Source organism: Mesorhizobium sp. WSM4806 (genome assembly GCF_055811635.1).
The window spans coordinates 199,923-225,838 of sequence record NZ_JBVVQZ010000011.1 but is presented as its reverse complement, the minus strand read 5'-3'; the positions used below and the strand labels follow the sequence as shown (position 1 = coordinate 225,838).

The window sequence follows — 25,916 nt, the reverse complement described above, 5'->3', positions numbered from 1 at the left end:
GGAACCTGCCGGCGTCTTGACCGTTCTGTCTCAGCGGGCGAGGCGAGCGACGTCGCGAACGCCACGCTATCAGCCCTTGAAGCTGCTGTCCCAGGCGCAGGAGCTCAAAGAAGAGTGAGGAGAAATGGCTGTCGTCCTCCTTGGCGCGTTGCTCATTGTCGCTGGCGTTGTGTATATGGCCGGCGCAGCCCTTTGGCGTGGGCGGCTCAGCGATCCGGCGCCTGCTCGCGCGGCGCCGGATCGCTCGACGCCAAATCTTGCAACGCCAGGCCCGACACTTGAGCCGCGGCGGCGCGGCCTCGGTTTCCTCGGCCTGTCGCAGAACTGGCCGGGCCTGCTGATGATGGCGGTCGGGTTCATCCTGCTGTTGTCGGTGGTGGTCCTCTAATGCATGTCGCCTAAAAGCATGCTCGGGCCTGACCCGAAGGTGCGCAGCGGTTTTGGGACAACGAGATGCGTTCAAGCAAGAACTTAAAGCGCGTCGCATAAATCCCTCCAGACGCGACGCGCTTTAGGCGCTAGGCCGCCGCGCTGAGCCCCAGTCGGTCAATCGCCAGTTTGCGGGTCGAGACGTAGTCGGTCTTGCCAGAGCCCAGCACCGGGATTTCCTCGACCTTGACGATGTCGTTCGGCACCATCAGATCGGCGGCGCCGGCTTGTCTGCCGAATTTGCGCAATTCATCGGGGTCGGCGTCATCGGCGGTGGTGACCAGCACGATACGCTCGCCGCGGCGCTTGTCCGGCACCGCCACCACAGCGTGGTGCTCTTCCGGCCACAGCGACTGCACCAGCATCTCGACCGCGCCCAGCGACACCATCTCGCCGGCGATCTTGGCGAAGCGCTTGGCCCGGCCGCGAATGGTAATGAAGCCCTCGCGGTCAACAGAAACGATGTCGCCGGTATCGTGCCAGCCGTCGAGCGGCTGCAATTCCCCGGGCCGATCTGAGGTCATGTAGCCCATCATCAAATTCGGCCCCTTGAGCAATAACCGTCCGGCGCCGCTGATGCCCTCGACCGGCTCGAGCTTCATGCGCATGCCCGGCAACAGTCGCCCGACCGTGCCGTCGCGGCCGTGGATGGCGGTGTTGACGGCAACGACGGGCGCTGCCTCGGTCAGCCCGAAACCTTCGATGATCTCGGCCTGGAAGCGCTCCCGGTAGACGCGGCGCGTCTCCGGTTTCACCGCTTCGGCGCCGGCGACGATGAAGCGCAGGCTGGAGAAATCGCCGTCCTTGGCGGTGCGCGCATAGTTGGCGAGGAACGTGTCGGTGCCGAACATGACCGTCGGCCTTGCCTTGCGTGCGACCTCGGGGATCAGCTTGTAGTGCAGCGGCGAGGGGTAGAGGAACAGTTTCACGCCGGTGACCAGCGGCAGGATGGTGCCGCCGGTGAGCCCGAACGAGTGGAACACCGGCAGCACGTTGAGCAGGATGTCGGCCGGCGAGATGGTGATGCGGGCCTCAGCCTGCATGGCGTTGGCGAGAAGATTTCTGTGCGACAGGACCACCGCCTTCGGCGTGCCTTCCGAGCCTGAGGTGAACAGGATCACCGCTGGTTTGGCCGCATTCTGCGGCTGCAGCGGCCAGCGCCACAGCAAGGCGGCGGCGAGCTTGTCCAGTACGGTTACGCTGGCCCGCACATCCTCCAGCCACAACAGCCTGGCGCCGCCTTCTTCTACCGCCGCGACGATGTCAGCGAGGCTGGCCTTGTCGACAAAGGCGCGCGACGAGACCACGGTGCGGATCTCCGCCGTGCGCACGGCGGCGGTGACGCTGGCCGGGCCTGCGGTGTAGTTGATCATCGCCGCCACCCGGCTCGCTGACAACAGGCCAACGAGCGACAGCACGACACCGTTGGCGTTGGGCAGCAGCACTCCAACCGCTTCATTCGGCGCTGTCACCGCCTCGAAGCGGCGGCCCAGCACCCGCGCGCCGATGAACAGCTTTCTGTAATTCAGCGTGCCGCTGACCACGTCTTCGACGATAGGATGCGAGGCGCCGACTCGGTCGGCGGCGTCGCGTATGGCGAGGAACAGGCCGCGGTCAAGATCGCTGCCGAAAAGCCGGGCTTCGGCGAAACGGTCGAACAGCGTATTGGTGTTCGAGGATTGATCAGGGTTTCGCGCCACCAGCTCGGCGATGGTCATCGGCTCCAGCACGCTGATCGACAGGAGCGGAAACCAGCGCCGGGGCGCCTTGTCCGCCGCAGTCAGCGATACCGGCAGAGTGCGCGCGCCGGCGACGAAGATCGGCACGATGCGGGCATCGGCCTGCATGGCGATGCGGCTGACGGCGCGAAACAGGCGAAATGTCTTGATATCAGGCTCGACCGCATCCGGCAGATAGACGGCAAGGCGGCCCTTGCCCTTCAGCACCCGCACCAGCCGGCGGCTGACGAAGACATGCTCAGCGTTGAAAGCGATAGTGCGGCCAAGCTCGCGCCATGGTTCGAGCCAGGGCGATCGCGCCGAGACCTCGTCGAGGATGTGCAGCGTGTCTTCCGGCAGCAGTGACAGCATCAGCGCCGGTTCGAGGCGCGACTGGTGCGAAATGACGTAAATGACCGGGGCGGCTGTTCTGCGGGCGATCTTGATACGATCGTCGGCAATCCGGTAGGCGAGCTTGAACGGCACATAGAGCAGCGCCTGCGTGAAGCGCAGGCCGAGGCGGAATTTTTCCACCACGCCGATCAGCAGCCAGGCCGCGACGAGACCCGCAAGCAGCGCCAGTGTCAGGATCATGCCGCGTCTCTCCCAACAGATTTTAACCTCGCGGCTCTTCCTGACCGCTTCGATGAGAACCTAGACGAAGTGGGCTCAACGTCAATGCGGAGGTGCGGTACCTTCGCATTACTGGCCTGGCCGGCCGTGAAAAGTGCGGTGTCTATGTTTCCTTGCGGCAGAGAAAGCGCCTGCGGCATGAGCCTGGATTGATGGGGGCGGCTCACGCCGCCTTCAATCTCCCGCTGATGAAGCGGAATTCCTGTGTCTTGCCACCATAGCCATAGGCGGCGGCCGGGACTTCATGCACGAAGGCATAGCTCTCCTCATGCACCTTGCCCAGCAGGCTGCCAAAGCCAAGGAAGAGCGCCTTGAGATAGGCCTCCAGCTCAAGCTTGGTGTTGGTGCCGTCGACCACCTTGATGTCGAGCCAGAAACTGTTGGCGTCATGCTCGGCCAACGACTTGCCGCCGGCGAACCAGTGCTCGGGGTCATGGTAGGAAATGGCCACCGCTGTGATCGTCGCATCCTTGCGCAAATGCGTGGCGGTCAGTTCGGTCACCTGCCTGGCGATGGCGGCGGACAAAGCGGCATCGGGCTTGCCCGTGACGCTGACATTGATGATCGGCATAATTTCTCTCCTCGGGTTACGCGGCGTCTCTTCGCCGTCGGAGATCTTTGCCATCGCCTTGCGTTATGAAAATCGAATTGTTTTTAGGGAAAACTTTGATACTGTCGAATTATCACAATGCTCGACCCCGACCTCCTCAAAACCTTTCTCGCCTTCGTCGACAGCGGCTCGCTGGCGCAGGCGGCGTCATTTGTCGGGCGCTCGGCGTCGGCGGTGACCACGCAGATGCACCGGCTTGAGGATATTGTCGGCGAACCACTTCTGGTGCCGCAGGGAAGAGGGCGCGTCCTGACGCCGGCGGGCGAGGATCTGGTCGGTCATGCGCGGCGCATCCTTGCTGTGCATCGCGAAGCGTGGCTGGCCCTCAAGGGCGTGCGAGCGGATGGGCGCGTGGCCATCGGCACGACACAAGATTTCGCCGACAGCGGCCTCCCGGAGCTGCTCAGGGCCTTTGCCGCGAGCTATCCGCGCGTCAGGATCGAACTGCGCGTCGGCCGCTCCGCCGAATTGGCCGAGGCACTGCAAACCGGCATCCTCGATCTGATGGTCGCCATGCGACAGGCTCCGGCGCCGGACGAGATCGGCGTGCTCCGCGAACCGATGATGTGGCTCTGTTCGCAAAGAGGCTTGGCCACACAAAAGGACGAACTGCCGCTGGCGCTGCTCGATCCGCATTGCGGCTTTCGCGAAGCGGCGATCGCGGCACTCGACAGGGCAGGCCGTCGCTACCGCATCGCCGCCGGCAGTGCCAGCCTGGCCGGGCTGCGCACGGCGGTGAATGCCGGCATTGCTCTGACGCTGCGGACGGCGCGCTTTGCCCATTCCGGCATCGTCGAGGCACCGCGCGAGTTTGGCCTGCCGCAGGTTCCCATCGCCGAGTTCGCCATCCGGCTGCGCCAGGATGCCGAGCCCCCGGCCCAGGATCTGGCTGCGCTGTTCAGCGGCAACCTTGCCTTGCCAGGCGCACCGAGCTGATTTCGCAAAAGAAAAAGCCGACCTTGCGATCGGCTATAGGTTAGACGGGCCGAGGGGTTTGGGGGGGACTTGGATGACCCGTCAAAGCCAACAATGCCTGAACCTGTTGATGGTTCCATGACCTTGCTAATTTATTTGCACCCGCAGTTTTATTTTCGGGGGCAAATTTTTCTCAGGCAGAGCGCTGCCTGGCCGCTTGCCAGTCGCGCCCGCCATGGGCGAACACCGCGCAGAGCACGATGGCGCCGCCGATCATGCTGGCGGCTGGCGGGACCTCGGCCAGGAACAGGAAGGCGAACAGGATCGCGAACGGTACTTCAGCCGAGCCCAGCAGGCCGGATTCGGCAGCCGGAATGAGCCGCGCGCCCTCCGTCCACAGAATAGAGGCCAGCGCGAACGACGTGCCGAAGGCGACGAGCAACACTGCGTCCCTGGCCGAGACGGCCAATGGATCGGTGACGAACCAACCGAGCACGAACAAAAGGAATGCCGACACCGCCCCGGCCCACACCACCGGCGTGTCGCGGAAAGCGCGCACCATGATCATGTAGAGCGCGCTGCCGATTGTCATCAGCAGCGCCAGCCCGTCGCCGAACAGATGGCCGGTGCCGAAGCCGGACCAGACCATGATCGCCACGCCGCTGAGCGACACGGCGGCGGCGGCAAGCGTCTGCAGCCGGAAGCGCTCACGAACCAGAATGAAGGCAAGCAGCGCGGTGACGAAGGGCGCAGTGGCGTAGATGATCGCAACATTGGCGACGAAGGTGAACTTGAACGCCGAGATGAAGGCGATGCTGGCTAGCGCGCCCTCGCTCGCCAACAGCCAGCCGCGCCAGCCGAGGCGCAGGCTTTCACGCCCACCGGATTGACGGCGCCGCCAAAGCACATAGAGGGTGATCAGGATCGACCCAACGAAGCCCCGCCAGCAGGTGATGGTCAGCGGATCGGCATGGATCGACTTGGTTAGCACGCCGGTGAGGCCGAAGACGGCTGCCGACGCCGAAACCAGGATGATGCCAAGGGTGCGCTCGGCGGCGGTGTCAGGCATGGTTGGGAATCCGGTCATGTCACCAGACTATGCTGCCCTGTCCTGACACCGTACTGTCAGCAGGGGTTGCCGTATCCTGCAGCCGCTGCGGAAATGCCCTTTTGCAAGTCGATTCATCTCATCAAAGCCGATGTGCCAGTTCGACACGAAGTGATCTTGCCTCTCCCACGGCTCCTGCGGACCGCGAACATCCCTGTTGACTCAGCCCCAGGGTCAGCCCCGATAGAAAGGCGGTCAACAGCAACAAGGTGATTCATGAACTCTTCCGCCCAGTTCCTGAACGCTTCCGAAGCCGCCGGCCGGCTCGGGGTGTCGGCCAAGGCCCTGCGGCTTTATGAGCAGCGCGGCCTGATCGCTCCGATCCGCACTGCGGCCGGATGGCGCGCCTACGGTCCTGTCGAAATGAGCCGCGCCGCCGAGATCGCGGCCCTGCGCGCGCTTGGCTTCAGCCTAGCCCAGGTGGCGCGGGTGATGGAGGGTGACTCCCGGGGCATGGAGCCGGCCTTGGCCGCACACCAGGCAGTACTCGAGAGCCGGCTGCGCCAGCTTGTCGGCGTAATAGAGAAGATCGGTAGCCTGCAGGACGACCTCGCTCGAGGCGAAGCGCCAAGCGCCGGGGAACTGGCGCGCCTGCTGGCGCCAGAGGCTACGCTCAGCGTCGCTTTCGACCTTCCCTGGCCTTGGGGAGGCGAGCGGTTCGAATTGGGACAGATCCGACCGCTGAACTACATCATCGGCCCGCTGGGCAGTGGCAAGACCCGGCTGGCTCAGCGCCTGGCCGAGACATTGCCTGACGCCGCCTTTCTTGGCTTGGATCGACTGGCAAATGGCTGTGCGGCGGCTCTGGCTCGTGTGGACGCCGACCCCGCTCTCAGGTCGCGGGTCGATCAGACGCTGGCCTGGCTCGTCGAGGTCGGTGCCGCGGTGTCCGACGCAATGATCGCTCTACTCGTCGGATTGGAAGCCGAAGGTCCGGCCATCCTGGTCGTCGACATGATCGAACAGGGGCTGGATCAAGCCTCGCAAGAAGCCCTGATTGCCCATTTGCGTCGCCGCGGCCCCGGCGGTCGACCGCTTTTTCTGCTCACGCGCTCCTGCGCGATACTCGACCTGGCGGCTGTCGGCACCGACGAAGCGATCATCCTCTGCCCCGCCAATCACAGCCCGCCAACGTACGTCGCCCGGTACCCCGGCACTCCCGGCTACGAGGCCGTCGCCACCTGCCTGGCCACACCCGAGGTGCGGGCGCGGACGGACGGCGTCATCGCGTGGCGGCCCCAGGCCGCATGAAAGGCATCAAGTCTAACGACGCAGCAATGTCTGGACAGCTTGTCACTCCGATCCAAATGTCGTGAAATCAAGATTTAGGCCGTACCGGTTCTATTCGAGTATCGTGACGAGCGATGAAAATGACTGCCGAAAAGGGTTGGACATGGACACCACCGGACTGAAGGCCATGCAGGCGCCGCTCAAGGAGGCGTATCGCGACGACGCATCGCGCGCGCTGATCACGCTTCGGGCCAAGGGCTCGGTCGACGACCAGTCGATCGCCTGCAAGGTCGAGACCGGCAGGGCGCTCGCCGTTGCCGGTCTGCATCCGGCTACCGGCGGTTCCGGGCTCGAACTGTGCTCGGGCGACATGCTGCTGGAGGCGCTGGTCGCTTGCGCTGGCGTAACGCTGAAGGCAGTGGCGACGGCGCTGGAGTTCAAACTCGGCGCCGCCACCGTGGAGGCCGAAGGCGATCTCGATTTTCGCGGCACCTTAGGCGTGGCAAAAGATGCGCCGGTCGGCTTCCGCGCCATCCGGCTGAATTTCAACCTCGACAGCGACGAGCCACAAGAGCGCGTCGACACACTGCTCAAGCTGACCGAACGCTATTGCGTGGTGTTTCAGACCATCAATACGAGGCCGGAACTGACGGTCAGCGCTCAACCCTGAACGCGCGCCGCCGGCTACTCGCTTTCGCCCTCGTCGGCGAACGGCGAGGCGCTCGGCACGCACTGCACCGACCAGCCGGCCGGCGTTGGCTGCTTCTGATATTCGGTGACGGCGAAGGCGCACTGTTCGCGAGTGTCGAACGTGCTGGGCAGCACCACCATGCCGCCTTGCGGGCCGGCAATCACCAGATACCAGACCAGCGCTACGCTCGAAGCCATGGAAATTTCCTCGCTTGTTGTGGGAGTCGGGTGATCCTATCAATTCTGGGCGATCGGCGAAAGCGCGGCCTGGCGCGGTGGGTCGCCGCGCCAGCATGTTCTGCATTTGTTGGGCCGGCTCAGTTCACGGCAAAGCAGTAGAACAGGCCGTCGCCGCCGGTGCTCCTCAGTGCCTCCTGACTGCAGCCGCCGCGTGAAGCGTGCGAGGAATTCCACGATTTGGCGGCGGCCGAATCGTCGAGACCGGTGCGGTCGTGATGGCCCGTCATTACCGCACCTTCCGCTCCGCTGAGCGTCCAGTCGCCGCAGGTCTGGTCGGCAATTTTCGTGCCGTCGGGCTTGGAGCCGGTCAGCACGTCGTGCCGGTTGGGCTTGTCGCCGCGGCCGTTGACCACTTCGCCCTTTTCGTTGAGCGCCGTCTGCTTGGTGATGGCGTTGGCATCGCTATGCAGCGAAGCGACATCGTCGGCAATCTTGACGCCCTTGGCGTTGAACCACGGTCCCGTGCCAATGCGATCGCGCGCATCGGTGTCGCTGGTCGAGAGATAGGCGCGCCATGTCTTGCCCGCAACGCCCGCGGCTTCAGCCAGCGAGGCGCAATGCGCATCGGCGCCCGCGAGGCCGCCGAGATCGGCGCCCTTGCCCGAGCCGACGCTGGTGACGAAGAAGCTCATCGTCGCGTCCTGCGAGGATGCGACGCCGATGGCTGCCAGCGATGCAGCGGCGGTGACGAGAAGCAGTCTGCACATGGTGGTCCTCCGTTTCGGAAAATCTGGCATTCCAATAACGTCGGCGGCGGCGCAATTCTTCCGTCGAAATGCGCGATGCGTCTACTCCGGCTGCCGGTAGGCAACAAAGCGGTTGTGCTTGGCCTGGAAGATCAGCCCGGTTTCCTTAAGTGCCGGGCTGGCCAGCGGCACGATGCGTTTGGCGATCTCTGAGGGATGCGGCAGCGTCTCCGGATCCTCACCGGGCACCGCCTGCGCACGCATGGCGGTGCGGGTGGCGCCGGGATCGGCGGCATTGACCCTGAGGGCCAGGTTTTCCGTCTCATGCGCCCAGGAACGCATCATCGTCTCGACTGCCGCCTTCGACGCCGCGTAGGGCGCCCAGAAGGCCCGCGCCGAATGGGCGGCATTGGAGGAAAGCACGATGGCACGGCCTGCGTCGGAGAGCCTGAGCAACGGGTCGACCGAGCGGATCAGCCGCCATGTCGAGGTAACGTTGATGGTCATGACTTTCTCGAAAGTCTTGGCCTCGACATGGCCGATCGGCGAGATGACGCCGAGCACCGCTGCATTGGCGACCAGGATGTCGAGCTTGCCCCATCGCTCATGGATGGCGCCGCCCAGCCGGTCGATGCCGGCCATGTCGGCGAGGTCGAGCGGCACCAGCGTCGCCTGTCCGCCCGTTGCCTTGATCTGGTCGTCGAGATCCTCCAGTCCGCCGACGGTGCGGGCAACCGCGATGACGTGGGCTCCAGCTGCGGCAAGTTCCAGGGCGATGAAGTAGCCGATGCCGCGCGAGGCGCCGGTGACGACCGCGACGCGGCCGGACAGGTAGAGACTAGTGGCAGGGATCATGCGAGGGCCTCCGTGAGCAGGCGTGAAAACACCCCCTCTATCCTGCCGGACATGTGCGGCAGGACAGAGGGGGGTAAACTCGGGAAGGCAACTGGTGTTCCGGCAATCCTACGCCCCGCCCGCCGCCAGCAGCGACAGCGTGCGCACATTGTCCGAACCTTCGAAATCGGCAAGCCGGGTCGGATACTGCCCGGTGAAGCAGGCGTCGCAGAATTGCGGCTGCTCATTATCGCGGCCGGCCTCGCCGACGGCGCGGTAGAGCCCGTCGATCGACAGGAAACCGAGCGAATCGACACGGATGAACTCGGCCATCTCTTCCACCGACATGCGCGACGCCAGCAGCTTCGACTTCTCCGGCGTATCGACGCCGTAGAAACAGGAAGCGCGCGTCGGCGGAGAGGCGATGCGCATGTGCACTTCCTTGGCGCCGGCATCGCGCACCATCTGCACGATCTTCTGGCTGGTGGTGCCGCGCACGATCGAATCGTCGACCAGCACCACGCGCTTGCCTTCGATCATGCGGCGGTTGGCGTTATGCTTGAGCTTGACGCCCATGTGGCGGATCGAATCGCCGGGCTGGATGAAGGTGCGGCCGACATAGTGATTGCGGATAATGCCGAGCTCGAACGGGATGCCCGCGGCTTGCGAAAAGCCGATCGCCGCCGGAGTGCCGCTGTCCGGCACCGGCACGACGATGTCGGCCTCGACCGGGCTTTCGAGCGCCAGCTCGGCGCCGATGCGCTTGCGCACCTCGTAGACGTTGCGGCCCTCGACCGACGAATCCGGACGCGCGAAATAAACATATTCGAAGATGCAGAAGCGGGTCTTCTGCGGCTCGAACGGAAACAGGCTCTCTATGCCTTTGGCGGTGACGACGACCATCTCGCCGGGCTTCAGGTCGCGCACGAAACGCGCGCCGATGATGTCGAGCGCGCAGGTTTCGGAAGCCAGGATCCAGGCGCCGTCGAGATCGCCGAGCACCAGCGGCCGGATGCCGAGCGGATCGCGGCAGCCGATCATCTTCTTTGAAGTCATCGCCACCAACGAGAAGGCACCTTCGACCTGGCGCACCGCATCGATGAAGCGCGAGTTGAGATCGCGTTCCCTGCTGGTGGCGACCAGATGCAGCAGTGTCTCGGTGTCGGAGGTCGACGAGAAGATCGCGCCCTGTTTCTGAAGCGCGCGCTGCACCGTCATGGCGTTGGTGAGGTTGCCGTTGTGGGCGACGGCGAAGCCGCCATCGGCGAGCTCGGCGAAAAACGGCTGGATGTTGCGCTGGCCGGCGCCGCCGGTGGTGGCGTAGCGCGTGTGGCCGATGGCGCGGTTGCCTTGCAGGCTGTCGATGACGCGCTGTTTGGTGAACGTATCGCCGATCAGGCCGACATGATGTTCGACATGGAACTGGGTGCCGTCATAGGAAACGATACCGGCCGCTTCCTGGCCGCGGTGCTGCAACGCATGCAGGCCGAGCGTGACGATAGCCGCAGCGTCCTGCCGGCCAAAAATACCGAACACGCCGCATTCGTCATTGAAATGATCGTCAGCCTCGGCGGAAAGCACGTCGTCTGCGTCTGCCATCTTCAGCTCCGCTAAAGTCGCTATATAGTGTGATGACGGCTCGAGAGCAACGTAGAGTTTGCGGCCTCACATGATCGTCAGTTTGCCGGCGCCGGATTGGCCGGTGCATTGTCGGCCGGTGGCGCGTCGGTTTCGCTGCCGTCGGGCGCCGGAGCATCGTCGCCAGTTGCCGGTGCGTCCGCCGCGGGTGCATCCGCTGCCGGAGGTGTGTCGGCGCCGGTCTCGGGTGCCGACTGATTCGGATTGAGCCTGTTGAGGATCGCGTTTTCCGGATCCTCGGGCAGCAGGCTTTCGAGCTTGGCGCCGATCGATTCGAGCAGCGGCCGCGACTTGGCATCGGCGACCCAGCCCGGAGCCTTGGGGCCGGCCAGCCAGTTGAAGAACAGCAGGGCCACCGCGACGACCAGGATGCCGCGCGCCGCGCCATAGAGGAAACCAAGCGTGCGGTCGAGCGCGCCGACCCTGGAATCGATGATCCAGTCGGCGAGCTTCATGGTGATGATGGAGACGACGATCAGCGCGACGATGAAGACGATGCCGGCGGCCACCACCATGGCAATCTTCTCATTGTCGACATAGGGCTGAACGTAAGGCAGGACCGGTTGATAGAAAAAGAACGCTGCCGCGGCCGCCGCTATCCAGGAGATGACGGATAGGACCTCGCGCGAAAAGCCGCGAACCATGGCGAGCATCGCCGAGACCAAGGTGAAGCCGACGAGAATTCCGTCAAGCAGCGTAATCGGCATGTCTTTTGCCCCACTTCATGAGCCGCGTCATTCTTGCTCGTCGGCGCGGCTGCGCCGTGAGCCGGCTATGCGCGCCACGAGATCGGCAAGCTCGGTGGGCTGGAAAGCGCCGGCCCCTATCCCCCCGGCAAGTTCCTCGCTGCCCAAGGGCAGAACCGCGCTTCCAAAACCCAGCTTTTCGGCTTCCTTCAGGCGCTGCTGCGCGTGCGCAACCGGCCTCACGGCGCCCGAAAGGCTGATTTCGCCGAAATAGACGCAATCGGCGGGAAGGGCAAGACCGGTGAGCGAGGAAACCAGTGCGGCCGCCACCGCCAGATCGGCGGCCGGCTCCGAGATACGGTAGCCGCCGGCGACGTTGAGATAGACGTCATGCGTGCCAAAGCGGACCCCGCAATGGGCTTCGAGAACGGCGAGGATCATCGACAGCCGGGCGCCGTCCCAGCCGACGACGGCTCGACGCGGCGTGCCCAGCGACGACGGCGCCACCAGCGCCTGGATCTCGACCAGCACCGGCCTGGTACCTTCCATGCCGGCGAAAACCGCGGCGCCCGGCGCTTTCGCATGGCGTTCGCCGAGAAAAAGCTCGGATGGATTGGCGACCTCGCGCAGGCCCATATCAGACATTTCGAACACGCCGATCTCGTCGGTCGGTCCGAAGCGGTTCTTGACCGTGCGCAGGATGCGGTAGTGGTGGCCGCCTTCGCCCTCGAAATAAAGCACCGCGTCGACCATATGCTCGACGACGCGCGGCCCGGCGATCTGGCCTTCCTTGGTAACGTGGCCGACGAGCACGATCGCCGCGCCTGTGGATTTGGCATAGCGGATCATCGCCTGGGCGGCGGCACGCACCTGGGTGACGGTGCCGGGCGCCGAATCGGCCATGTCGGTCCACAAGGTCTGGATCGAATCGAGGATCACCAGGTCCGGCCGCTTGCCGTCGGCGATGGTGGCGAGGATGTCCTCGACATTGGTCTCGGCGGCAAGCTCCACCGGAGTATCGGCGACGCCGAGCCGCTGCGCACGCAGCCTGATCTGGGCGACCGCCTCTTCGCCCGAGACGTAGACGATGCGGTGGCCCTTGGACGCCAGTGCTGCGGCGGCCTGGGTCAACAGCGTCGACTTGCCGATGCCGGGATCGCCGCCGACCAACAGGGCCGAGCCGCGCACGAAACCGCCGCCGGTGGCGCGGTCGAGCTCGCCGATGCCGGAAACGATGCGCGGCGCGTCCTCGATGTCGCCGGACAAAGTCGTGAGCACCACGGCGCGGCCCTTGCGCGCATTGCGGGTATTGGCCGGCCCCGACCCGATGCCGCCGGACGTGCCTTCCTCGACCAGCGTGTTCCACTCGCCGCAGGCATCACATTTGCCAGCCCAGCGCTGATGCACCGAACCGCAATTCTGGCAGATGAACTGGACGCGGGACTTGGCCAAGCTTTACCCTCCCGCCTGCTGGTGAGAGCTGTGATCCTTCGCGCCCCCCTCTGTCCTGCCGGACAACTCCCCCACTTGGGGGGAGATCGGATTGCGCGTCGGGTTTCGCCAATTTTCAGCGTTGCAGAAAAGATCCCCGCCGCGGGTGACGGCCAATCTCCCCCCTTGTGGGGGAGATGCCAAGTGGTGGCAAAGAGGGCAGGACAGAGGGGGGCGCCGTAGAGCGCTGCTGTCCCGCATCTTGGGTGCGACGTCGGACAAGCGGCTACTCAAACCTCTCCGCAATATGATGCTCCTCGGCGAGGTCGGAGAAGCGGGTGAACTCGCCCTGGAAGGCGAGGCTGACCGAGCCGGTCGGTCCATGGCGCTGCTTGGCGACGATGACCTCGGCCTTGCCGCGCATCTCGTTCATCTCGTGTTCCCATTTGATGTATTCGTCGGTGCCCGGCTTCGGCTCGCGGTTCTTCAGGTAGTATTCCTCGCGGTAGACGAACATCACCACGTCGGCATCCTGCTCGATCGAACCCGATTCGCGCAGGTCCGAGAGCTGCGGGCGCTTGTCGTCGCGGCTTTCGACCTGACGCGACAGCTGCGACAGCGCGATGATCGGCACGGCAAGCTCCTTGGCCAACGCCTTCAGGCCGGTGGTGATCTCGGTGATCTCCTGCACGCGGTTCTGCGAGGATTTGGCGCTCGACCCTTGCATCAGCTGGATATAGTCGATGACGATGACGTCGAGGCCGCGCTGGCGCTTCAGCCGCCGCGCCCGCGCCGACAGCTGGGCGATCGAGATGCCGCCGGTCTGGTCAATGAACAGCGGGATCTTCTGCATCGTCTGCGAACAGGCGACCAGCTTTTCGAAATCCATTTCGCTGATCTCGCCGCGGCGGATTTTCGACGACGGGATTTCGGTCTGTTCGGAAATGATGCGGGTGGCGAGCTGTTCCGACGACATTTCGAGCGAGAAGAAGCCGACGACGCCGCCATTTGCCGCCTTGAAGGAACCGTCGGCCTGTTGTGCCGGCACATAGGCTTCGGCGATGTTGAAGGCCATGTTGGTGGCAAGCGAGGTCTTGCCCATGCCCGGGCGGCCGGCGATGATGATCAGATCGGACGGCTGCAGGCCGCCCATGCGGCGGTCGAGATCGCGCAGGCCCGTGGCGACGCCCGACAGGTGCCCGTCGCGCATATAGGCGGCGTTGGCCATGTCGACGGCGGTCTTGACCGCGTCGGTGAAGCTCTCGAAACCGCCATCGTAGCGGCCGGTCTCGGCCAGTTCGAACAGGCGCCGCTCGGCGTCCTCGATCTGCTCGGATGGCGACATGTCGACCGGCGCGTCGTAGGCGATGTTGACCATGTCTTCGCCGACGGTGATCAGGGCGCGTCGCGTGGCGAGATCATAGATGGCGCGGCCGTAGTCGGCGGCATTGACGACGGTGACCGCCTCGACGGCCAGCCGTACCACATATTGCGCAACCGTCATGTCGCCGACCCTCTCGTCGGCCGGCAGAAAGGTCTTCAGCGTGATCGGCGTCGCTATCTTGCCCATACGAATGAGCTCGGCGGCGACCTCAAAGATCTTTCTGTGCAGCGGCTCGTAAAAATGGCCGGATTTCAGGAAATCCGACACGCGGTAGAAGGCGTCGTTGTTGACGAGGATGGCGCCGAGCAGCGCTTGCTCGGCTTCGATGTTGTTCGGTGCCTCGCGATAGAGCGGTGTTTCCGCCACGCCGAATTTTCGTGCTGCCTCTGCCATAACGTCCCCGATTTCGATGCCGGTCTCTCGATATCAGAACGGGATAGGTCGGTGATGACTTATCTGCATCAGTCTTCATTCAATCAGCTTCGGTGCCCGCGATTCACAGCCAAGATTTTTCGGTGGAAAGAATCTCGATTGACTCGAATCAAGACGGCGAGCCTAGTCGTTCTCGGGCGAGAACAAAACAGGAAAATAGCTGCCAATCACTCCGGCAGTGCGTCGCCCCAGTCGAGTCGCCGCGCGGCCCTGAACACATCGCCGTCACGTTTGGTGAACAGTTTCCCGTCGGCGCTGCCGTCCTTCTCGCAAAGTTTCAGCAGGACCTTGCCCGAGCCCGATTTCGGCGGTGCGATCACACGCGCCTGCGGCGGGGCAGCAGCGTGGCGGGAGGCAGCGACATAGATGAATTTCTCGTCCTCCCATGGCACGTCGGCGTCCTTGGCCAGCCGGTGCAGGCGCGAACGCGCGACACGGCGCGAAAAATGGCACCAGTCGGGCGGCGCGAGCGGGCAGGGTGACTTATGCGGGCAAGGCGCAAGCACGTGCGCACCCGCCTCGATCAGCTGCCGGCGCACGGCAAGGATGCGCTGCCATCCGGCCGGCGTGCCCGGCTCGACGACCAGCAGCGTGTCGTCGGTCAGGTGCCAGAGCCGGTCGATCAGTTTTGGCAGCGACACCGGTCCGATCTCGTCCAGCACATAGGCGCAGGTGACCAGCTCGGCCGGCTTGAGATCGGCGAGATCGAGGCTGACATCGCCGGCCAGCCAGGCGACCCTGGCCGTCATCGCCTCAGCGGCAAGCGCCGCGCCGACCCGGCGCACCGCCGCGCTCGCCTCGATCAGCACCGCCTGCTCGAGGTCGGGCCAGAGATCGAGCGCAGCCCAAAGCACGGTGCCGGGGCCGGCGCCGACGTCGAGCAGGGTTTTGGGTGCATGATCGGGCCTTGCCTCGCTGACCGCATCGAGACTGGCACGGACAGCGGCATAGGTCGCCGGCAGCCGCGTCGCCAGATAGGCCTTGACCGCGATCTCCTCGGCCATATGCAGGCGGCCGTCGCGCAGTTCGGCGCGATAGCGGTCCGACAGCGTTTTTGCCGCTTGTTTCAGCGTCGGCAGCGGCACTTTTTCGAGGAGGCGCTCGACGCCCTGTCGAAGCGGGATAGGCAGTTCCATAGCTCAGGCACCCCGAGGTGCGAGCAGGATCACCGAGGCGCCAACGATGCAGAGCGCGGACCCGGCAAGGTCCCAGCGGTCGGGGCGAACGCCTTCCACCAGCCACAGCCATCCGAGCGAGGCGGCGATGTAGATGCCGCCATAGGCGGCATAGGCGCGGCCCGCAGCACTGATGTCTACCAGCGCCAGCAGGAAGCCGAACAAAGCGAGCGAGACCAGGCCTGGCGCCAGCCACAGCGGCGACTTTTCCAGCCGCCACCACGCCCAGATCGAAAAGCAGCCGGCGATCTCGGCAAGGGCAGCAACGATGTAGATGAGATAGGTCATGAAAAAAGTCTCGCGGCGACGGCGAGACCTTTTTCAGCGTGTGGGCCGCCAATGGCAAGCGGCAATGGCGTGATCGCCGGCGGTCTATTCCATATCCGCCACCTTGCGGCGCCGGGCGGGCTTGGCGGCAGGGGCTTTTGGACGATGCCCCATGTCGCGCAGCTGCAACGCCTTCTCGCATTTGGCCATATAGTCACGAGACATCGGCAGCGTGTCGTTCTTCTTGGCGATCTGGATTTGGAAGACCACCAGATCCTGCCAGCGGAAAGCGGCTTCCGAGGCTGCCAGATAGAACTCCCACATGCGGCAAAACCGTTCGTCATAGATCGCCTTGGCCTTGTCGCGGTTGGCGGCAAAGCGCTGGCTCCAATGTCTCAGCGTCTCGGCATAATGTAGCCGCAGGACTTCGATGTCGGTGACGATGAGGCCCGACTTTTCGATCGCCGGCATCACTTCCGAGAGCGAGGGGACGTAGCCGCCCGGGAAAATGTATTTGCGGATGAAGGCGCTGGTTGCCCACGGCGCGCCGGAGCGGCCGATCGTGTGCAGCAGCATGACCCCGTCCGGCTTCAATAGCGTCGCCGATTTGTCGAAGAAGGTGCGGTAGTGGTTGACGCCGACATGCTCGAACATGCCGACCGAGACGACGCGGTCGAAGCGCTCGTTGAGCTCGCGGTAATCCCTCACTTCGAAATGCACGCGGTTCTCCAGGCCTTGCGCATGGGCGCGGTCGGTGGCGACGCCATGCTGCTCTGTCGACAACGTCACGCCTTGCACGTCGACGTCGAAGGACTTGGCGAGATAGAGACCGAGCCCACCCCAGCCGGAGCCGATGTCGAGCACCGTCTGGCCGGCCTTCAGCCTGAGCTTGGCGGCAATGTGGCGCTTCTTGGCTGCCTGCGCCTCGTCGAGCGTCATGTCCGGCTGCTCGAAGTAGGCGCAGGAATACTGCATGTCCTCGTCGAGGAAGAGTCTGTAGAGGTCGCCTGACAGATCATAATGGCGCTGCACGTTGCGGCGCGCTCGCGCCGCCGTGTTGATCTGCTGCAGGCGGCGGAAGGCGTGACGCAGGCCTTCAATCGCCTTCGACCAGGTGGCATCGATGCCGCCGCTGTCCATGTTCTGGAAGGCGATGCGCATCACCCCCAGCACGCCGCCCTCGAGTATATCGAGCTCACCGTCCATATAGGCTTCCGGCACCGCCAGCATCGGATCGAAGCTGATGGCGCGCTCGGCATGCGTGGTCTTGATGTGCATGTGCACCAGATCGCCGCTGCCGTCACCGAAAGTCACGGAGAGGCCTTTCGGTCCGGTGACCTTGAGATTGCCGGTGCGCACCAGGCGGTCGAGAATGCGTTTCAGCAGAATATTCATGAACAAATGTCCCCTCTCGGTCAGACACGCTGTTTCGGCGCATGACCCGACAATCGAAATCGATTTCGGAAAGGATCATGCGCCGAACCAAAGTCCTGCAGCGTCCTTTGCGCGTCCAAACGACGCGCGGCGCTATAGTCTGCATCAAGATATAGGGGGTCGAAAAGTTCCGTTTGGCACAAAAAAGCCCGGGCGAGGCGCCCGGGCGTTGGTCCAGAAATGACTGGAAGCCGACGGAACGTTTTAAAGCGCCGCTCTGACGCCTTGTGACGTGCAATCAGCCGTTGTCTTCGCCGCCTTCGAACTCGGCATTGGGATCGAAGAAGTTGTCCGGGCGCGCATTGTCGTTGATGTCGTCGCCATAGATGGCTTCGGCTGTGGTCAGCGTCTCGCCCTTGGCCTGGCGCTCGGCTTCGTCGGCCGTGCGGGCGATGTTGAGCGTGATGGTGACCTCGACTTCCGGATGCAGGGCGATCGCCACATTGGTCAGGCCGATGGTCTTGATCGGCTGGTTGAGCAGGATCTGGTTGCGGTTGACCGAGAAACCTTCCGCCGTCAGCAACTCGGCGATGTCGCGGGTCGACACCGAGCCGTAGAGCTGGCCGGTTTCGCCGGCCGAACGCACGGCGATGAAGCTCTTGCCGTCCAGCTTCTCCGAAATCTGCATCGCCTCGGACTTGCGCTCGAGGTTGCGGGCTTCGAGCTGGGCGCGCTGGCCTTCGAATTTCTTCTTGTTGGCTTCGTTGGCGCGCAGCGCCTTGCCCTGCGGCAGCAGGAAGTTGCGGGCGAATCCATCCTTGACCTTGACGGTATCGCCCATCTGGCCGAGGCGGGAAACGCGTTCGAGAAGAATGACTTCCATGGTTTTGTTCCTTCGTTTGGGGCGCCAAGTCACTGGCATCGACGCCGAATTGTCTGGAACAGGTCAGGAAGCTGAGGGCGTCGCCGCCGATGTCGCTGTCCTGCCTGTCGCGGCAGTTAGAGGTCTTCACCTCAACCCGGGATTTGATGGCAACCCTGCGGCGCCCGTCGCCGTGGGAAAAGCGGGCGGCGAACCGCCCGCTGGCTAGACCATGATCCCGAAAACTGGAAATCGGTTTTCGGATAAGATCATGGTCACCTAATCAGTGTTAGCGAACCACGTAGGGCAGCAGGCCGAGGAAGCGGGCGCGCTTGATCGCCTTGGCGAGTTCGCGCTGCTTCTTCTGGCTGACGGCGGTGATGCGCGACGGCACGATCTTGCCGCGCTCGGAAATATAGCGCTGCAGAAGACGCACGTCCTTGTAGTCGATCTTGGGCGCGTTGGCGCCGGAGAACGGGCAAGTCTTGCGGCGGCGGTGAAACGGGCGCCGGGTCGGGATCTGGTTGATGTCGACCATTATTCTGCTCCCCCTTCAACAGCTTCGCGCGGACGGCGCGGGCCACGGTCTGCACCATCGCCACCGAAGCTGCGCGGCGGGCGATCGCCACGGTCGCCGCGATCGCGGTCGCCGAACGAGCGCGGGCCACGGTCACGGTCGCCGAAGCCGCCGCGTTCCGAGCGCTCTTCGCGCTTCTGCATCATTGCCGACGGGCCTTCCTCATGCGCATCGACCTTGATGGTGAGGAAACGCAGCACATCCTCGGACAGGCCCATCTGGCGCTCCATCTCGTCGAGCGCGGCCGGCGGGCAGGTGATGTCCATCAGCGTATAGTATGCCTTCCGGTTCTTGTTGACCCGGTAGGTGAGGGACTTCAGTCCCCAGTTCTCGACCCGGCCGACGGACCCGCCATTCGCTGAGATGACGCCCTTGTACTGTTCGACAAGCGCATCGACCTGCTGCTGCGAGAGGTCCTGCCGGGCAAGAAACACATGTTCGTAAAGAGCCATATTGTTCTTTGCCTTTCTTCGTTTCTCTCCCGGTCCCGGCGGCAAAAGCCTCTGCAACTTCTCTGACCCGGCGATCCCTGGCCGGGCGGGGAAGAAAGGAGCATGACGAGACGGTCGAGAGCGGAGACACGGGAGGCGGAAGCGCTTCTGGCTCCACACGAAGGTTTCGAAAAACCTCCGGCCCTCCGTTCAGCCCCCAGCAAGGACCGGCAGATTGCGGGCGTCTATACAGGAATTTGGCCGCAAGACAAGGGCGAGCCGAAAAACCGCCGCGCTCAGGACGACATGTCGCGGCATCTTCAGCTTGTATGCGGGACCCGCTTGTTCACCGTCTCCGGGAAGAAATCGGACGCTGCACGGCGCTTGCCGAACATCATGTCGTATTGCAGCAGGCGGAAATCGCGGATCGCCGGGTCGATTTGCTTCTTGCGCGCCCAGTCGGGCGTGTCCTCGCCCGTCGGCGTCAATAACAAATTGCGGTCGACGACGCTGTAGCGCTCGCGCATCTGGCCGAGGAAGCCGGTGTAATAGGGGTGGCTGATCCCGGCCGTGGTCAGGATATGGTAGGGCAGGAAAGCCGGGCTTACCGCACCCATGTCCGCGGCCGGCCCGGTGCGGTTCGACCATACCACCAGCGGCGTCTTGTGATGCAGCAGCATCTGGTCGGGCGGCTCCTTGCGCGGCGCGACGTTATCCCTAAGGAAGCCGGTCTCGACATAGACCGGACCGAGCGGCGGCAGATGGTCGCCGAAGAAGGCGATGACGGTCGGTCGCCGCCGGTTCTTCGCCCATTCGATGAGGCGCTCGAGGCTCTTGTCGGCGTCGGATGCGCCTTCCGTGAAGCTCAGCAGCGAATCCTTTGCCCACTGGCTGGTCGGAGCCTGCACCTTGTGGGTCGGATTGTAATAGCGATTCGGTTCGTAGGGTCCGTGGTTTTGCAGGCTGACGGCGAAGTAGAAGAACGGATCGTCCGTGGCGTCGGCTTCGCGGATGATCTCGTCGGTCATCGCCGCGTCCGACGTCAGCGGCCCGCGCTTTTCGAGATATGGCATGTTTTCTTCGGACTTGAAGTCATCGAAGCCGAAATCGGCATAGACCGGCGTTCGGTTCCAGAACCAGCTTGTGCCCGGATGGATGGCGCGCGTCTCATAGCCCTGGCTTTTCAGGAACGTCGCCATCGACGGCACCGGCGCGCGGACATATTGCTGGTAGGGGATGCTGCCGGCCGGCAGGAAGGCGTTGGAAAAGCCGGTCAGCGCCTCGAACTCGACATTGGCGGTCATGCCGCCGAATTCCGGCGAGAACACGTGGCCGGAGCGCAGCGCCCGCACATTGGGAATCGGATCGGGCGTGATGGTGACGCCGGGCAGTTCGGTCGGATCCCAGAAGGATTCGCTCATGACGATGATGATGTCTGGCTTCTCGGTCGGCACCGATGCCTTCACGCCAGATCTTTCGATGGCCGCGATCGCCTTGTCGGAGTAGCCGGCAGGCGCGGCGACATGGGCCATCGGCACGTTGAGGGCGAAGGCCAGTGCGAAGCCGTTGGAGGCGTAATTTTCCTTCTGGTCCCACATGATCGGGATGATTTGCAGCCGGTCGCGGGTCCACGAGAACGTCGCGTAATCCATGATCGACACGAAGAAGGCGAGCAGCGGCACGGTCAGCGTCAGCCGGGCCAGGCGCCCCTTGCGACCGAGCGCCGGTACGCGGCGGCGCCACAGCCGCCAGCCATAAACGAGCAGCGAGAGGCTGCCGACGATGCCGACCGCCAGAGCGATGGCGGTTCCCGGACGTTCGCGCACCAGCAGCGGCATCAGCGCCACGATCTGACGTGAATAGAGGAAATCGGTCGGATAGAGCGGATCGCCGAGATAGAGCGATTTCTGGTGGCCGACAAAGGCCAGCGCCAGCGTCAGCGGCGCGACGATCATCAGGCTCTGGTGGCTGCGGCCGAGCACGGCATCGAGGCCGATGAGGATCAGCGCGAAGATGATGATGGTGGTCCAGCCCGGCTTGAAGGGCTGCAGGAAGAAGCCGACGGTACCGGCAAAGTCGCCGCGCACGATCAGTTCGATGGCAAAAACCAGGATGGTGGCGGCGAGAAGGCTGACGAGGCCATAGCGGATAACAGGCCATTTCCGGCCCGGCAGATAGCCGGTGGCCGGATCGCCTTCTAGAAACTGTGGCGCGGATTTGCCAACGCCTTTCTTAATCCTGGCCACCTTACAATTCCCCCGACCATACACAAAAGTGTCATTGAGCTGTCATCGATATGTCACGAAAAGCTAGCGTCTGTGGCTGAAATAAGAAGAGCCAGCAAACGAATCGTGAGCGATTTTCATCATGAGTGATCGAAAAAAAGCCTTTTGGAACAGGTACTCGGCGAGCGATACCGAGCCGGAGCGGCCCGGGTCGGGCTGCTAGCGGACTTGACTTGTCCGCCCGCCTTGCGTCACAGGCAGGAAAAATCAGCCGCTTGGGAGGCACGCATGGCAGTCGCATTCACCTTTCCGGGACAGGGCAGCCAGGCTGTCGGCATGGGCAAGGACCTCGCCGACGCCTTTCCGGAATCGCGGAAGATCTTCGAAGAGGTTGACGACGCGCTCGGCGAAAACCTGTCGAAGCTGATCTGGGAAGGGCCGGAAGAGAGGCTGACGCTGACCACCAATGCCCAGCCGGCGCTGATGGCTGTGTCGCTCGCCGCCATCCGGGCGCTGGAATCGCGCGGCCTCTCGCTGAAGCACAAGGTCGCCTATGTCGCCGGCCACTCGCTCGGCGAATATTCGGCACTTGCCGCCGCCGGTTTCGTTTCGGTCGCCGATGCCGCCCGGCTCTTGCGTATCCGCGGCAATGCCATGCAGGCGGCTGTGCCGGCCGGCGAGGGCGCCATGGCGGCCATCATCGGGCTGGAACAGGCCGATGTCGAAGCCGCCTGCGCTGAAGCGGCCAAAGATTCGATTTGCCAGATCGCCAACGACAATGGCGGTGGCCAACTGGTGATCTCCGGCGCCAGGGCGGCCGTCGAGCAGGCGGCGAAGCTGTGCACGGAAAAGGGCGCCAAGCGGGTGCTGATGCTGCAGGTCTCGGCGCCCTTCCATTCGGCGCTGATGGCACCGGCGGCCGAGGCCATGCGCGAGGCGCTGGCCGGCGTGACGAAGAACACGCCGTTCGTACCCGTGGTCTCCAACGTGTCGGTCACGCCGTCCAGCGATCCGGATGCAATCGCCCACCGCCTGGTCGAACAGGTGACGGGGCGCGTGCGCTGGCGCGAAACGGTGGAATGGTTTGGCGCCAACGGCATTGCGACGCTGTACGAGGTGGGCGCCGGCAAGGTGCTGTCGGGACTGGCGCGGCGCATCAACCGCGACATCGCCACCGGCGCCGTCGGCACGCCAGCCGATGTCGAGGCGGCGTTGGTGGCGCTCGATTGAACCATGCGCGTCCGGCTGATGCGGGCGCTTGAATTCTTGGCCTCGTCGGGATATGTGAATACATGTATTCACAGGAGATCGGAATGCCGACATCAATCCGACTTGCCCCCGAAATCGAAGAGCGTCTGGATTTTCTCGCGGCCAGGACTGGCCGCAGTAAAGCGTTTTATCTGCGCGAACTCATCGAGCGCGGTCTTGAGGACGTGGAAGACTATTACCTCGCGGCCGAAGTGCTGGAGCGGATCAGAAGCGGCGACGAGGACGTCATGACAGCCGAGGACTTCTGGCGTGGCCTGGACGCTTGAATATGCCCGCTCGGCGCGCAAATTTATTGAAAAACTGGATCCGCAGACACGTCACCGGCTCCGCGACTTCATCGAGAACCGTATTGCCGCCCTCGACAATCCGCGTGAAGCCGGCAAGCCGCTGAAGGGACCGTTAGCGACTTTTTGGAGGTACCGGGTTGGGGATTATCGAATTATCTGCGATGTGCAGGACAAGCGGCTCGTCATTCTGGTGGTTACAATAGGCCACCGCAGTGATGTCTACAGGTAGCCACATTCGCCGGCCTGTCCGATTTGGAAGAGGATCAAAGACATGTTCGAATTGACCGGCCGCAAGGCGCTCGTCACAGGCGCATCGGGAGGCATCGGCGAGGCTATCGCCAGGGTGCTGCATGCGCAGGGCGCTGTCGTCGGCCTGCACGGCACGCGCGTCGAGAAGCTGGAAACGCTGGCGGCCGAGCTCGGCGACCGGGTCAAGCTGTTCCCGGCGAACCTTTCCAATCGCGACGAGGTTAAGGCGCTCGGCCAAAAGGTCGAGGCCGATCTCGAAGGCGTCGACATTCTCGTCAACAATGCCGGCATCACCAAGGACGGGCTTTTCGTGCGCATGGCGGACGCCGACTGGGATTCGGTGCTTGAGGTCAATCTGACCGCCGTGTTCCGGCTGACCCGCGAACTCACCCATCCGATGATGCGGCGCCGGCATGGCCGCATCATCAACATCACCTCTGTGGTTGGCGTCACCGGCAATCCCGGCCAAACCAACTACTGCGCCTCCAAGGCCGGCATGATCGGCTTTTCCAAGTCGCTGGCGCAGGAGATCGCCACGCGCAACATCACCGTCAACTGCGTCGCCCCCGGCTTCATCGAATCGGCGATGACCGACAAGCTCAACGACAAGCAGAAAGAGGCGATCATGGCGGCGATTCCGACACGGCGCATGGGCACCAGCGCCGAAGTCGCCTCCGCCGTCGCTTACCTCGCTTCCAACGAAGCCGCCTATGTCACCGGCCAGACCATTCACGTCAATGGCGGCATGGCGATGATTTGACAGTTGCGGGAAACACCCTTTTCGCCTTGGAGCCCGGCCGATTTTCGTGTAATGCGGCCCGCAACCCGGCGGTTCGGGCAAAAACCGGTCCGGTGCCGTTGCGTTTCCGACAGGACCATCTTTCAGCTTGATTAGCGGCATTCTGCCCGCTAACGAAGACAGACAAACAAAAGACGAGGATGCCCAAATGAGTGACACCGCAGAGCGCGTCAAGAAGATCGTTATCGAGCACCTTGGCGTCGATGCCGACAAGGTGACGGAGCAGGCGAGCTTCATCGATGATCTGGGCGCGGACAGTCTCGACACGGTCGAACTCGTCATGGCGTTCGAAGAAGAATTCGGCGTCGAGATCCCGGACGATGCGGCCGAAACCATCCTGACTGTCGGCGATGCGGTGAAGTACATCGACAAGGCTTCGGCCTGACGCTATTTGCAGTCATCACCGAGGAGGACCTGCGATGAGGCGTGTCGTCGTCACGGGCCTTGGGCTGCTTTCGCCGTTCGGCGCAGGCTTTGAGCACGGCTGGAAGGAACTTCTGACCGGCCGCAGCGCAGCCAAGCGGATCACCGAGTTCGAGGTGGAGGATCTTGCCTGCAAGGTCGCCCACGTCATCCCGCGCGGCAATGGTGAGAATGCCACCTTCAATCCCGAGACCGTTCTCGAGCCGAAGGAACTGCGCAAGATCGGCGACTTCATCCTCTACGGGATCGCGGCCGCCGACGAGGCGCTGAAGGATTCGGGGTGGGCGCCGAAGACGCATCAGGAGCAATGCGCCACCGGCGTGCTGATCGGCTCCGGCATCGGCGGCATCGAAGGCATCGCCGAGAACGCGATGATCCTGAAGGAGCGCGGTCCGCGCCGCATCAGCCCGTTCTTCATCCCCGGCCAGATCATCAATCTTGTATCCGGCCAGGTTTCGATCCGGCATGGGCTGAAAGGCCCCAACCACGCCGTCGTCACGGCTTGCTCCACTGGTGCGCATGCCATCGGCGATGCCGCCCGGCTGATCATGTGGGGCGATGCCGACGTGATGGTCGCAGGCGGCACGGAAGCGCCGGTGACGCGGCTGTCGATCGCCGGCTTCGCCGCTTGCCGGGCGCTGTCGACCGACCGCAACGACGCTCCGGAAACGGCCTCGCGTCCCTATGACCGCGACCGCGACGGCTTCGTCATGGGCGAGGGCGCCGGCGTCGTCATTTTGGAGGAACTGGAACACGCCAAGGCGCGCGGCGCCAAGATCTATGCCGAGGTCACCGGTTACGGCTTGACCGGCGATGCCTATCACATCACCGCGCCGGCCGAAGATGGTGACGGCGCCTTCCGTTGCATGGTGGCGGCGCTGAACCGGGCCAAGCTGACGCCCGCAGACGTCGACTACATCAATGCGCACGGCACCTCGACCATGGCTGACACGATCGAACTGGGCGCCGTCGAGCGGCTGGTCGGCAACGCCGCTTCGAAAATATCGATGTCGTCGACCAAGTCGTCGATAGGCCACCTTCTGGGTGCGGCGGGCGCCGCCGAGGCGATTTTTTCGATCCTCGCCATTCGCGACAACATCGCGCCGGCCACCATCAATCTCGACAACCCGGAGCGCGAAACGGCGATCGACCTGGTGCCGCACAAGCCGCGCGCCCGCCAAATCGATGTGGCGCTGTCCAATTCTTTCGGCTTCGGCGGCACCAACGCCTCGCTGGTCTTCCAGCGCTACAATGGCTGACCGGTCCGCCGACCGACACGGTCTATGCGTGTCGTCAATTTTGCCATATTCGCCC

27 protein-coding genes are annotated in these 25,916 nt (G+C 63.8%); 10 read left to right on the top strand and 17 right to left on the bottom strand.

The genetic code is table 11. The features are described from left to right. The first annotated feature begins 124 nt into the window (after window positions 1-124). On the top strand, window positions 125-388 hold the full coding sequence (locus AC0L2M_RS18700; RefSeq protein ID WP_128172725.1) for a hypothetical protein: 264 nt from the start codon (window positions 125-127) through the stop codon (window positions 386-388). Between the two features lie 130 nt (window positions 389-518). Here AC0L2M_RS18700 and AC0L2M_RS18695 read toward each other — a convergent pair whose 3' ends face one another. Both AC0L2M_RS18695 and AC0L2M_RS18690 read right to left on the bottom strand, forming a co-directional pair. After that, the gene (locus tag AC0L2M_RS18695; RefSeq protein ID WP_473535541.1) at window positions 519-2,741 is read right to left on the bottom strand and encodes an AMP-binding protein; all 2,223 of its coding nucleotides are present in this window, start codon (window positions 2,739-2,741) and stop codon (window positions 519-521) included. Between the two features lie 202 nt (window positions 2,742-2,943). Beyond that, window positions 2,944-3,351: a tautomerase family protein gene (locus tag AC0L2M_RS18690; protein ID WP_091590519.1), complete on the bottom strand. Its 408-nt coding sequence runs from the start codon at window positions 3,349-3,351 to the stop codon at window positions 2,944-2,946. A 117-nt stretch (window positions 3,352-3,468) separates the two neighbouring features. Here AC0L2M_RS18690 and AC0L2M_RS18685 point away from each other — a divergent pair, with 117 nt between their 5' ends. Then, complete coding sequence (locus tag AC0L2M_RS18685; RefSeq protein ID WP_473535540.1) at window positions 3,469-4,326, top strand: LysR substrate-binding domain-containing protein; 858 nt, start codon at window positions 3,469-3,471, stop codon at window positions 4,324-4,326. Between the two features lie 172 nt (window positions 4,327-4,498). Here the strand turns inward: AC0L2M_RS18685 and AC0L2M_RS18680 are convergent, their stop codons facing one another. Then, window positions 4,499-5,374 (bottom strand): DMT family transporter, encoded by an 876-nt coding sequence (locus AC0L2M_RS18680; RefSeq protein ID WP_167366307.1) that lies wholly within the window; start codon window positions 5,372-5,374, stop codon window positions 4,499-4,501. Window positions 5,375-5,629: 255 nt separating this feature from the next. On the opposite strand from AC0L2M_RS18680, the gene AC0L2M_RS18675 reads away from it, so the two are divergent. Together AC0L2M_RS18675 and AC0L2M_RS18670 are read left to right on the top strand one after the other, a co-directional pair. Then, entirely contained in the window at window positions 5,630-6,664 is a 1,035-nt protein-coding gene (locus AC0L2M_RS18675) for a MerR family transcriptional regulator (protein ID WP_473535539.1), read from the top strand. A gap of 142 nt (window positions 6,665-6,806) precedes the next feature. Continuing rightward, on the top strand, window positions 6,807-7,313 hold the full coding sequence (locus tag AC0L2M_RS18670) for an OsmC family protein (RefSeq protein WP_473535538.1): 507 nt from the start codon (window positions 6,807-6,809) through the stop codon (window positions 7,311-7,313). Between the two features lie 14 nt (window positions 7,314-7,327). On the opposite strand, the gene AC0L2M_RS18665 is transcribed toward AC0L2M_RS18670, so the two are convergent. The 14 genes from AC0L2M_RS18665 to AC0L2M_RS18600 all read right to left on the bottom strand — a co-directional run bounded on the left by AC0L2M_RS18665 (window position 7,328) and on the right by AC0L2M_RS18600 (window position 21,596). Then, window positions 7,328-7,531, bottom strand: coding sequence for a hypothetical protein (locus AC0L2M_RS18665; RefSeq protein WP_027152685.1), 204 nt, complete (start codon window positions 7,529-7,531; stop codon window positions 7,328-7,330). A gap of 119 nt (window positions 7,532-7,650) precedes the next feature. Continuing rightward, window positions 7,651-8,280, bottom strand: a complete 630-nt coding sequence (locus tag AC0L2M_RS18660; protein WP_473535537.1) for a hypothetical protein — start codon at window positions 8,278-8,280, stop codon at window positions 7,651-7,653. Window positions 8,281-8,361: 81 nt separating this feature from the next. Next, window positions 8,362-9,114, bottom strand: a complete 753-nt coding sequence (locus AC0L2M_RS18655; protein ID WP_473535536.1) for an SDR family NAD(P)-dependent oxidoreductase — start codon at window positions 9,112-9,114, stop codon at window positions 8,362-8,364. Between the two features lie 108 nt (window positions 9,115-9,222). After that, window positions 9,223-10,692 carry an amidophosphoribosyltransferase gene (purF, locus tag AC0L2M_RS18650; protein WP_473535535.1) on the bottom strand — a complete coding sequence of 490 codons (1,470 nt, stop codon included), beginning with the start codon at window positions 10,690-10,692 and terminating at the stop codon, window positions 9,223-9,225. 77 nt (window positions 10,693-10,769) lie between these two features. Further along, the gene (locus AC0L2M_RS18645; protein WP_473535534.1) at window positions 10,770-11,438 is read right to left on the bottom strand and encodes a CvpA family protein; all 669 of its coding nucleotides are present in this window, start codon (window positions 11,436-11,438) and stop codon (window positions 10,770-10,772) included. A 27-nt stretch (window positions 11,439-11,465) separates the two neighbouring features. Then, window positions 11,466-12,869, bottom strand: coding sequence for a DNA repair protein RadA (radA, locus tag AC0L2M_RS18640; RefSeq protein WP_023800715.1), 1,404 nt, complete (start codon window positions 12,867-12,869; stop codon window positions 11,466-11,468). Window positions 12,870-13,134: 265 nt separating this feature from the next. Further along, window positions 13,135-14,625, bottom strand: a complete 1,491-nt coding sequence (locus AC0L2M_RS18635; protein WP_023800713.1) for a replicative DNA helicase — start codon at window positions 14,623-14,625, stop codon at window positions 13,135-13,137. Between the two features lie 206 nt (window positions 14,626-14,831). Then, a complete protein-coding gene (locus AC0L2M_RS18630) occupies window positions 14,832-15,800 on the bottom strand; it encodes a small ribosomal subunit Rsm22 family protein (RefSeq protein ID WP_473535533.1) in 969 nt (322 codons plus the stop codon). Window positions 15,801-15,803: 3 nt separating this feature from the next. Further along, window positions 15,804-16,127, bottom strand: a complete 324-nt coding sequence (locus tag AC0L2M_RS18625) for a YnfA family protein (protein ID WP_091590534.1) — start codon at window positions 16,125-16,127, stop codon at window positions 15,804-15,806. A gap of 84 nt (window positions 16,128-16,211) precedes the next feature. Beyond that, window positions 16,212-17,501 (bottom strand): SAM-dependent methyltransferase, encoded by a 1,290-nt coding sequence (locus AC0L2M_RS18620; protein WP_023800711.1) that lies wholly within the window; start codon window positions 17,499-17,501, stop codon window positions 16,212-16,214. 277 nt (window positions 17,502-17,778) lie between these two features. After that, the gene (gene rplI, locus AC0L2M_RS18615; RefSeq protein ID WP_027152677.1) at window positions 17,779-18,363 is read right to left on the bottom strand and encodes a 50S ribosomal protein L9; all 585 of its coding nucleotides are present in this window, start codon (window positions 18,361-18,363) and stop codon (window positions 17,779-17,781) included. 268 nt (window positions 18,364-18,631) lie between these two features. Further along, window positions 18,632-18,880, bottom strand: coding sequence for a 30S ribosomal protein S18 (gene rpsR, locus AC0L2M_RS18610; protein ID WP_006203718.1), 249 nt, complete (start codon window positions 18,878-18,880; stop codon window positions 18,632-18,634). Beyond that, window positions 18,880-19,371: a 30S ribosomal protein S6 gene (gene rpsF / locus AC0L2M_RS18605; RefSeq protein WP_473535532.1), complete on the bottom strand. Its 492-nt coding sequence runs from the start codon at window positions 19,369-19,371 to the stop codon at window positions 18,880-18,882. The genes rpsR and rpsF overlap by 1 nt, the downstream gene beginning before the upstream one ends. A 299-nt stretch (window positions 19,372-19,670) precedes the next feature. Beyond that, window positions 19,671-21,596 carry an LTA synthase family protein gene (locus tag AC0L2M_RS18600; protein ID WP_473535531.1) on the bottom strand — a complete coding sequence of 642 codons (1,926 nt, stop codon included), beginning with the start codon at window positions 21,594-21,596 and terminating at the stop codon, window positions 19,671-19,673. 267 nt (window positions 21,597-21,863) lie between these two features. On the opposite strand from AC0L2M_RS18600, the gene fabD reads away from it, so the two are divergent. The 6 genes from fabD (at window position 21,864) to fabF (ending at window position 25,861) form a co-directional block, all read left to right on the top strand. Further along, window positions 21,864-22,805, top strand: a complete 942-nt coding sequence (gene fabD, locus AC0L2M_RS18595) for an ACP S-malonyltransferase (protein WP_128247646.1) — start codon at window positions 21,864-21,866, stop codon at window positions 22,803-22,805. An 83-nt stretch (window positions 22,806-22,888) separates the two neighbouring features. Next, on the top strand, window positions 22,889-23,110 hold the full coding sequence (gene relB / locus AC0L2M_RS18590) for a type II toxin-antitoxin system RelB family antitoxin (protein ID WP_473535530.1): 222 nt from the start codon (window positions 22,889-22,891) through the stop codon (window positions 23,108-23,110). After that, window positions 23,094-23,360 carry a type II toxin-antitoxin system RelE family toxin gene (locus AC0L2M_RS18585; protein ID WP_128247644.1) on the top strand — a complete coding sequence of 89 codons (267 nt, stop codon included), beginning with the start codon at window positions 23,094-23,096 and terminating at the stop codon, window positions 23,358-23,360. The genes relB and AC0L2M_RS18585 overlap by 17 nt, the downstream gene beginning before the upstream one ends. Before the next feature lie 42 nt (window positions 23,361-23,402). Next, window positions 23,403-24,140, top strand: a complete 738-nt coding sequence (gene fabG, locus AC0L2M_RS18580; protein WP_023800706.1) for a 3-oxoacyl-[acyl-carrier-protein] reductase — start codon at window positions 23,403-23,405, stop codon at window positions 24,138-24,140. 187 nt (window positions 24,141-24,327) lie between these two features. Beyond that, window positions 24,328-24,564, top strand: coding sequence for an acyl carrier protein (locus AC0L2M_RS18575; RefSeq protein WP_006203723.1), 237 nt, complete (start codon window positions 24,328-24,330; stop codon window positions 24,562-24,564). A 34-nt stretch (window positions 24,565-24,598) separates the two neighbouring features. Further along, window positions 24,599-25,861 carry a beta-ketoacyl-ACP synthase II gene (gene fabF, locus AC0L2M_RS18570; protein ID WP_287216706.1) on the top strand — a complete coding sequence of 421 codons (1,263 nt, stop codon included), beginning with the start codon at window positions 24,599-24,601 and terminating at the stop codon, window positions 25,859-25,861. Window positions 25,862-25,916 lie beyond the last annotated feature (55 nt).

Excerpts from the sequence above, each read along its gene's own strand:
- AC0L2M_RS18700 (WP_128172725.1), top strand. The coding sequence starts at position 125 with ATGGCTGTCGTCCTCCTTGGCGCGTTGCTCATTGTCGCTGGCGTTGTG.
- AC0L2M_RS18695 (WP_473535541.1), bottom strand. The coding sequence starts at position 2,741 with ATGATCCTGACACTGGCGCTGCTTGCGGGTCTCGTCGCGGCCTGGCTG.
- AC0L2M_RS18690 (WP_091590519.1), bottom strand. The coding sequence starts at position 3,351 with ATGCCGATCATCAATGTCAGCGTCACGGGCAAGCCCGATGCCGCTTTG.
- AC0L2M_RS18685 (WP_473535540.1), top strand. The coding sequence starts at position 3,469 with ATGCTCGACCCCGACCTCCTCAAAACCTTTCTCGCCTTCGTCGACAGC.
- AC0L2M_RS18680 (WP_167366307.1), bottom strand. The coding sequence starts at position 5,374 with ATGCCTGACACCGCCGCCGAGCGCACCCTTGGCATCATCCTGGTTTCG.
- AC0L2M_RS18675 (WP_473535539.1), top strand. The coding sequence starts at position 5,630 with ATGAACTCTTCCGCCCAGTTCCTGAACGCTTCCGAAGCCGCCGGCCGG.
- AC0L2M_RS18670 (WP_473535538.1), top strand. The coding sequence starts at position 6,807 with ATGGACACCACCGGACTGAAGGCCATGCAGGCGCCGCTCAAGGAGGCG.
- AC0L2M_RS18665 (WP_027152685.1), bottom strand. The coding sequence starts at position 7,531 with ATGGCTTCGAGCGTAGCGCTGGTCTGGTATCTGGTGATTGCCGGCCCG.
- AC0L2M_RS18660 (WP_473535537.1), bottom strand. The coding sequence starts at position 8,280 with ATGTGCAGACTGCTTCTCGTCACCGCCGCTGCATCGCTGGCAGCCATC.
- AC0L2M_RS18655 (WP_473535536.1), bottom strand. The coding sequence starts at position 9,114 with ATGATCCCTGCCACTAGTCTCTACCTGTCCGGCCGCGTCGCGGTCGTC.
- purF (WP_473535535.1), bottom strand. The coding sequence starts at position 10,692 with ATGGCAGACGCAGACGACGTGCTTTCCGCCGAGGCTGACGATCATTTC.
- AC0L2M_RS18645 (WP_473535534.1), bottom strand. The coding sequence starts at position 11,438 with ATGCCGATTACGCTGCTTGACGGAATTCTCGTCGGCTTCACCTTGGTC.
- AC0L2M_RS18635 (WP_023800713.1), bottom strand. The coding sequence starts at position 14,625 with ATGGCAGAGGCAGCACGAAAATTCGGCGTGGCGGAAACACCGCTCTAT.
- AC0L2M_RS18630 (WP_473535533.1), bottom strand. The coding sequence starts at position 15,800 with ATGGAACTGCCTATCCCGCTTCGACAGGGCGTCGAGCGCCTCCTCGAA.
- AC0L2M_RS18625 (WP_091590534.1), bottom strand. The coding sequence starts at position 16,127 with ATGACCTATCTCATCTACATCGTTGCTGCCCTTGCCGAGATCGCCGGC.
- AC0L2M_RS18620 (WP_023800711.1), bottom strand. The coding sequence starts at position 17,501 with ATGAATATTCTGCTGAAACGCATTCTCGACCGCCTGGTGCGCACCGGC.
- rplI (WP_027152677.1), bottom strand. The coding sequence starts at position 18,363 with ATGGAAGTCATTCTTCTCGAACGCGTTTCCCGCCTCGGCCAGATGGGC.
- rpsR (WP_006203718.1), bottom strand. The coding sequence starts at position 18,880 with ATGGTCGACATCAACCAGATCCCGACCCGGCGCCCGTTTCACCGCCGC.
- rpsF (WP_473535532.1), bottom strand. The coding sequence starts at position 19,371 with ATGGCTCTTTACGAACATGTGTTTCTTGCCCGGCAGGACCTCTCGCAG.
- fabD (WP_128247646.1), top strand. The coding sequence starts at position 21,864 with ATGGCAGTCGCATTCACCTTTCCGGGACAGGGCAGCCAGGCTGTCGGC.
- relB (WP_473535530.1), top strand. The coding sequence starts at position 22,889 with ATGCCGACATCAATCCGACTTGCCCCCGAAATCGAAGAGCGTCTGGAT.
- fabG (WP_023800706.1), top strand. The coding sequence starts at position 23,403 with ATGTTCGAATTGACCGGCCGCAAGGCGCTCGTCACAGGCGCATCGGGA.
- AC0L2M_RS18575 (WP_006203723.1), top strand. The coding sequence starts at position 24,328 with ATGAGTGACACCGCAGAGCGCGTCAAGAAGATCGTTATCGAGCACCTT.
- fabF (WP_287216706.1), top strand. The coding sequence starts at position 24,599 with ATGAGGCGTGTCGTCGTCACGGGCCTTGGGCTGCTTTCGCCGTTCGGC.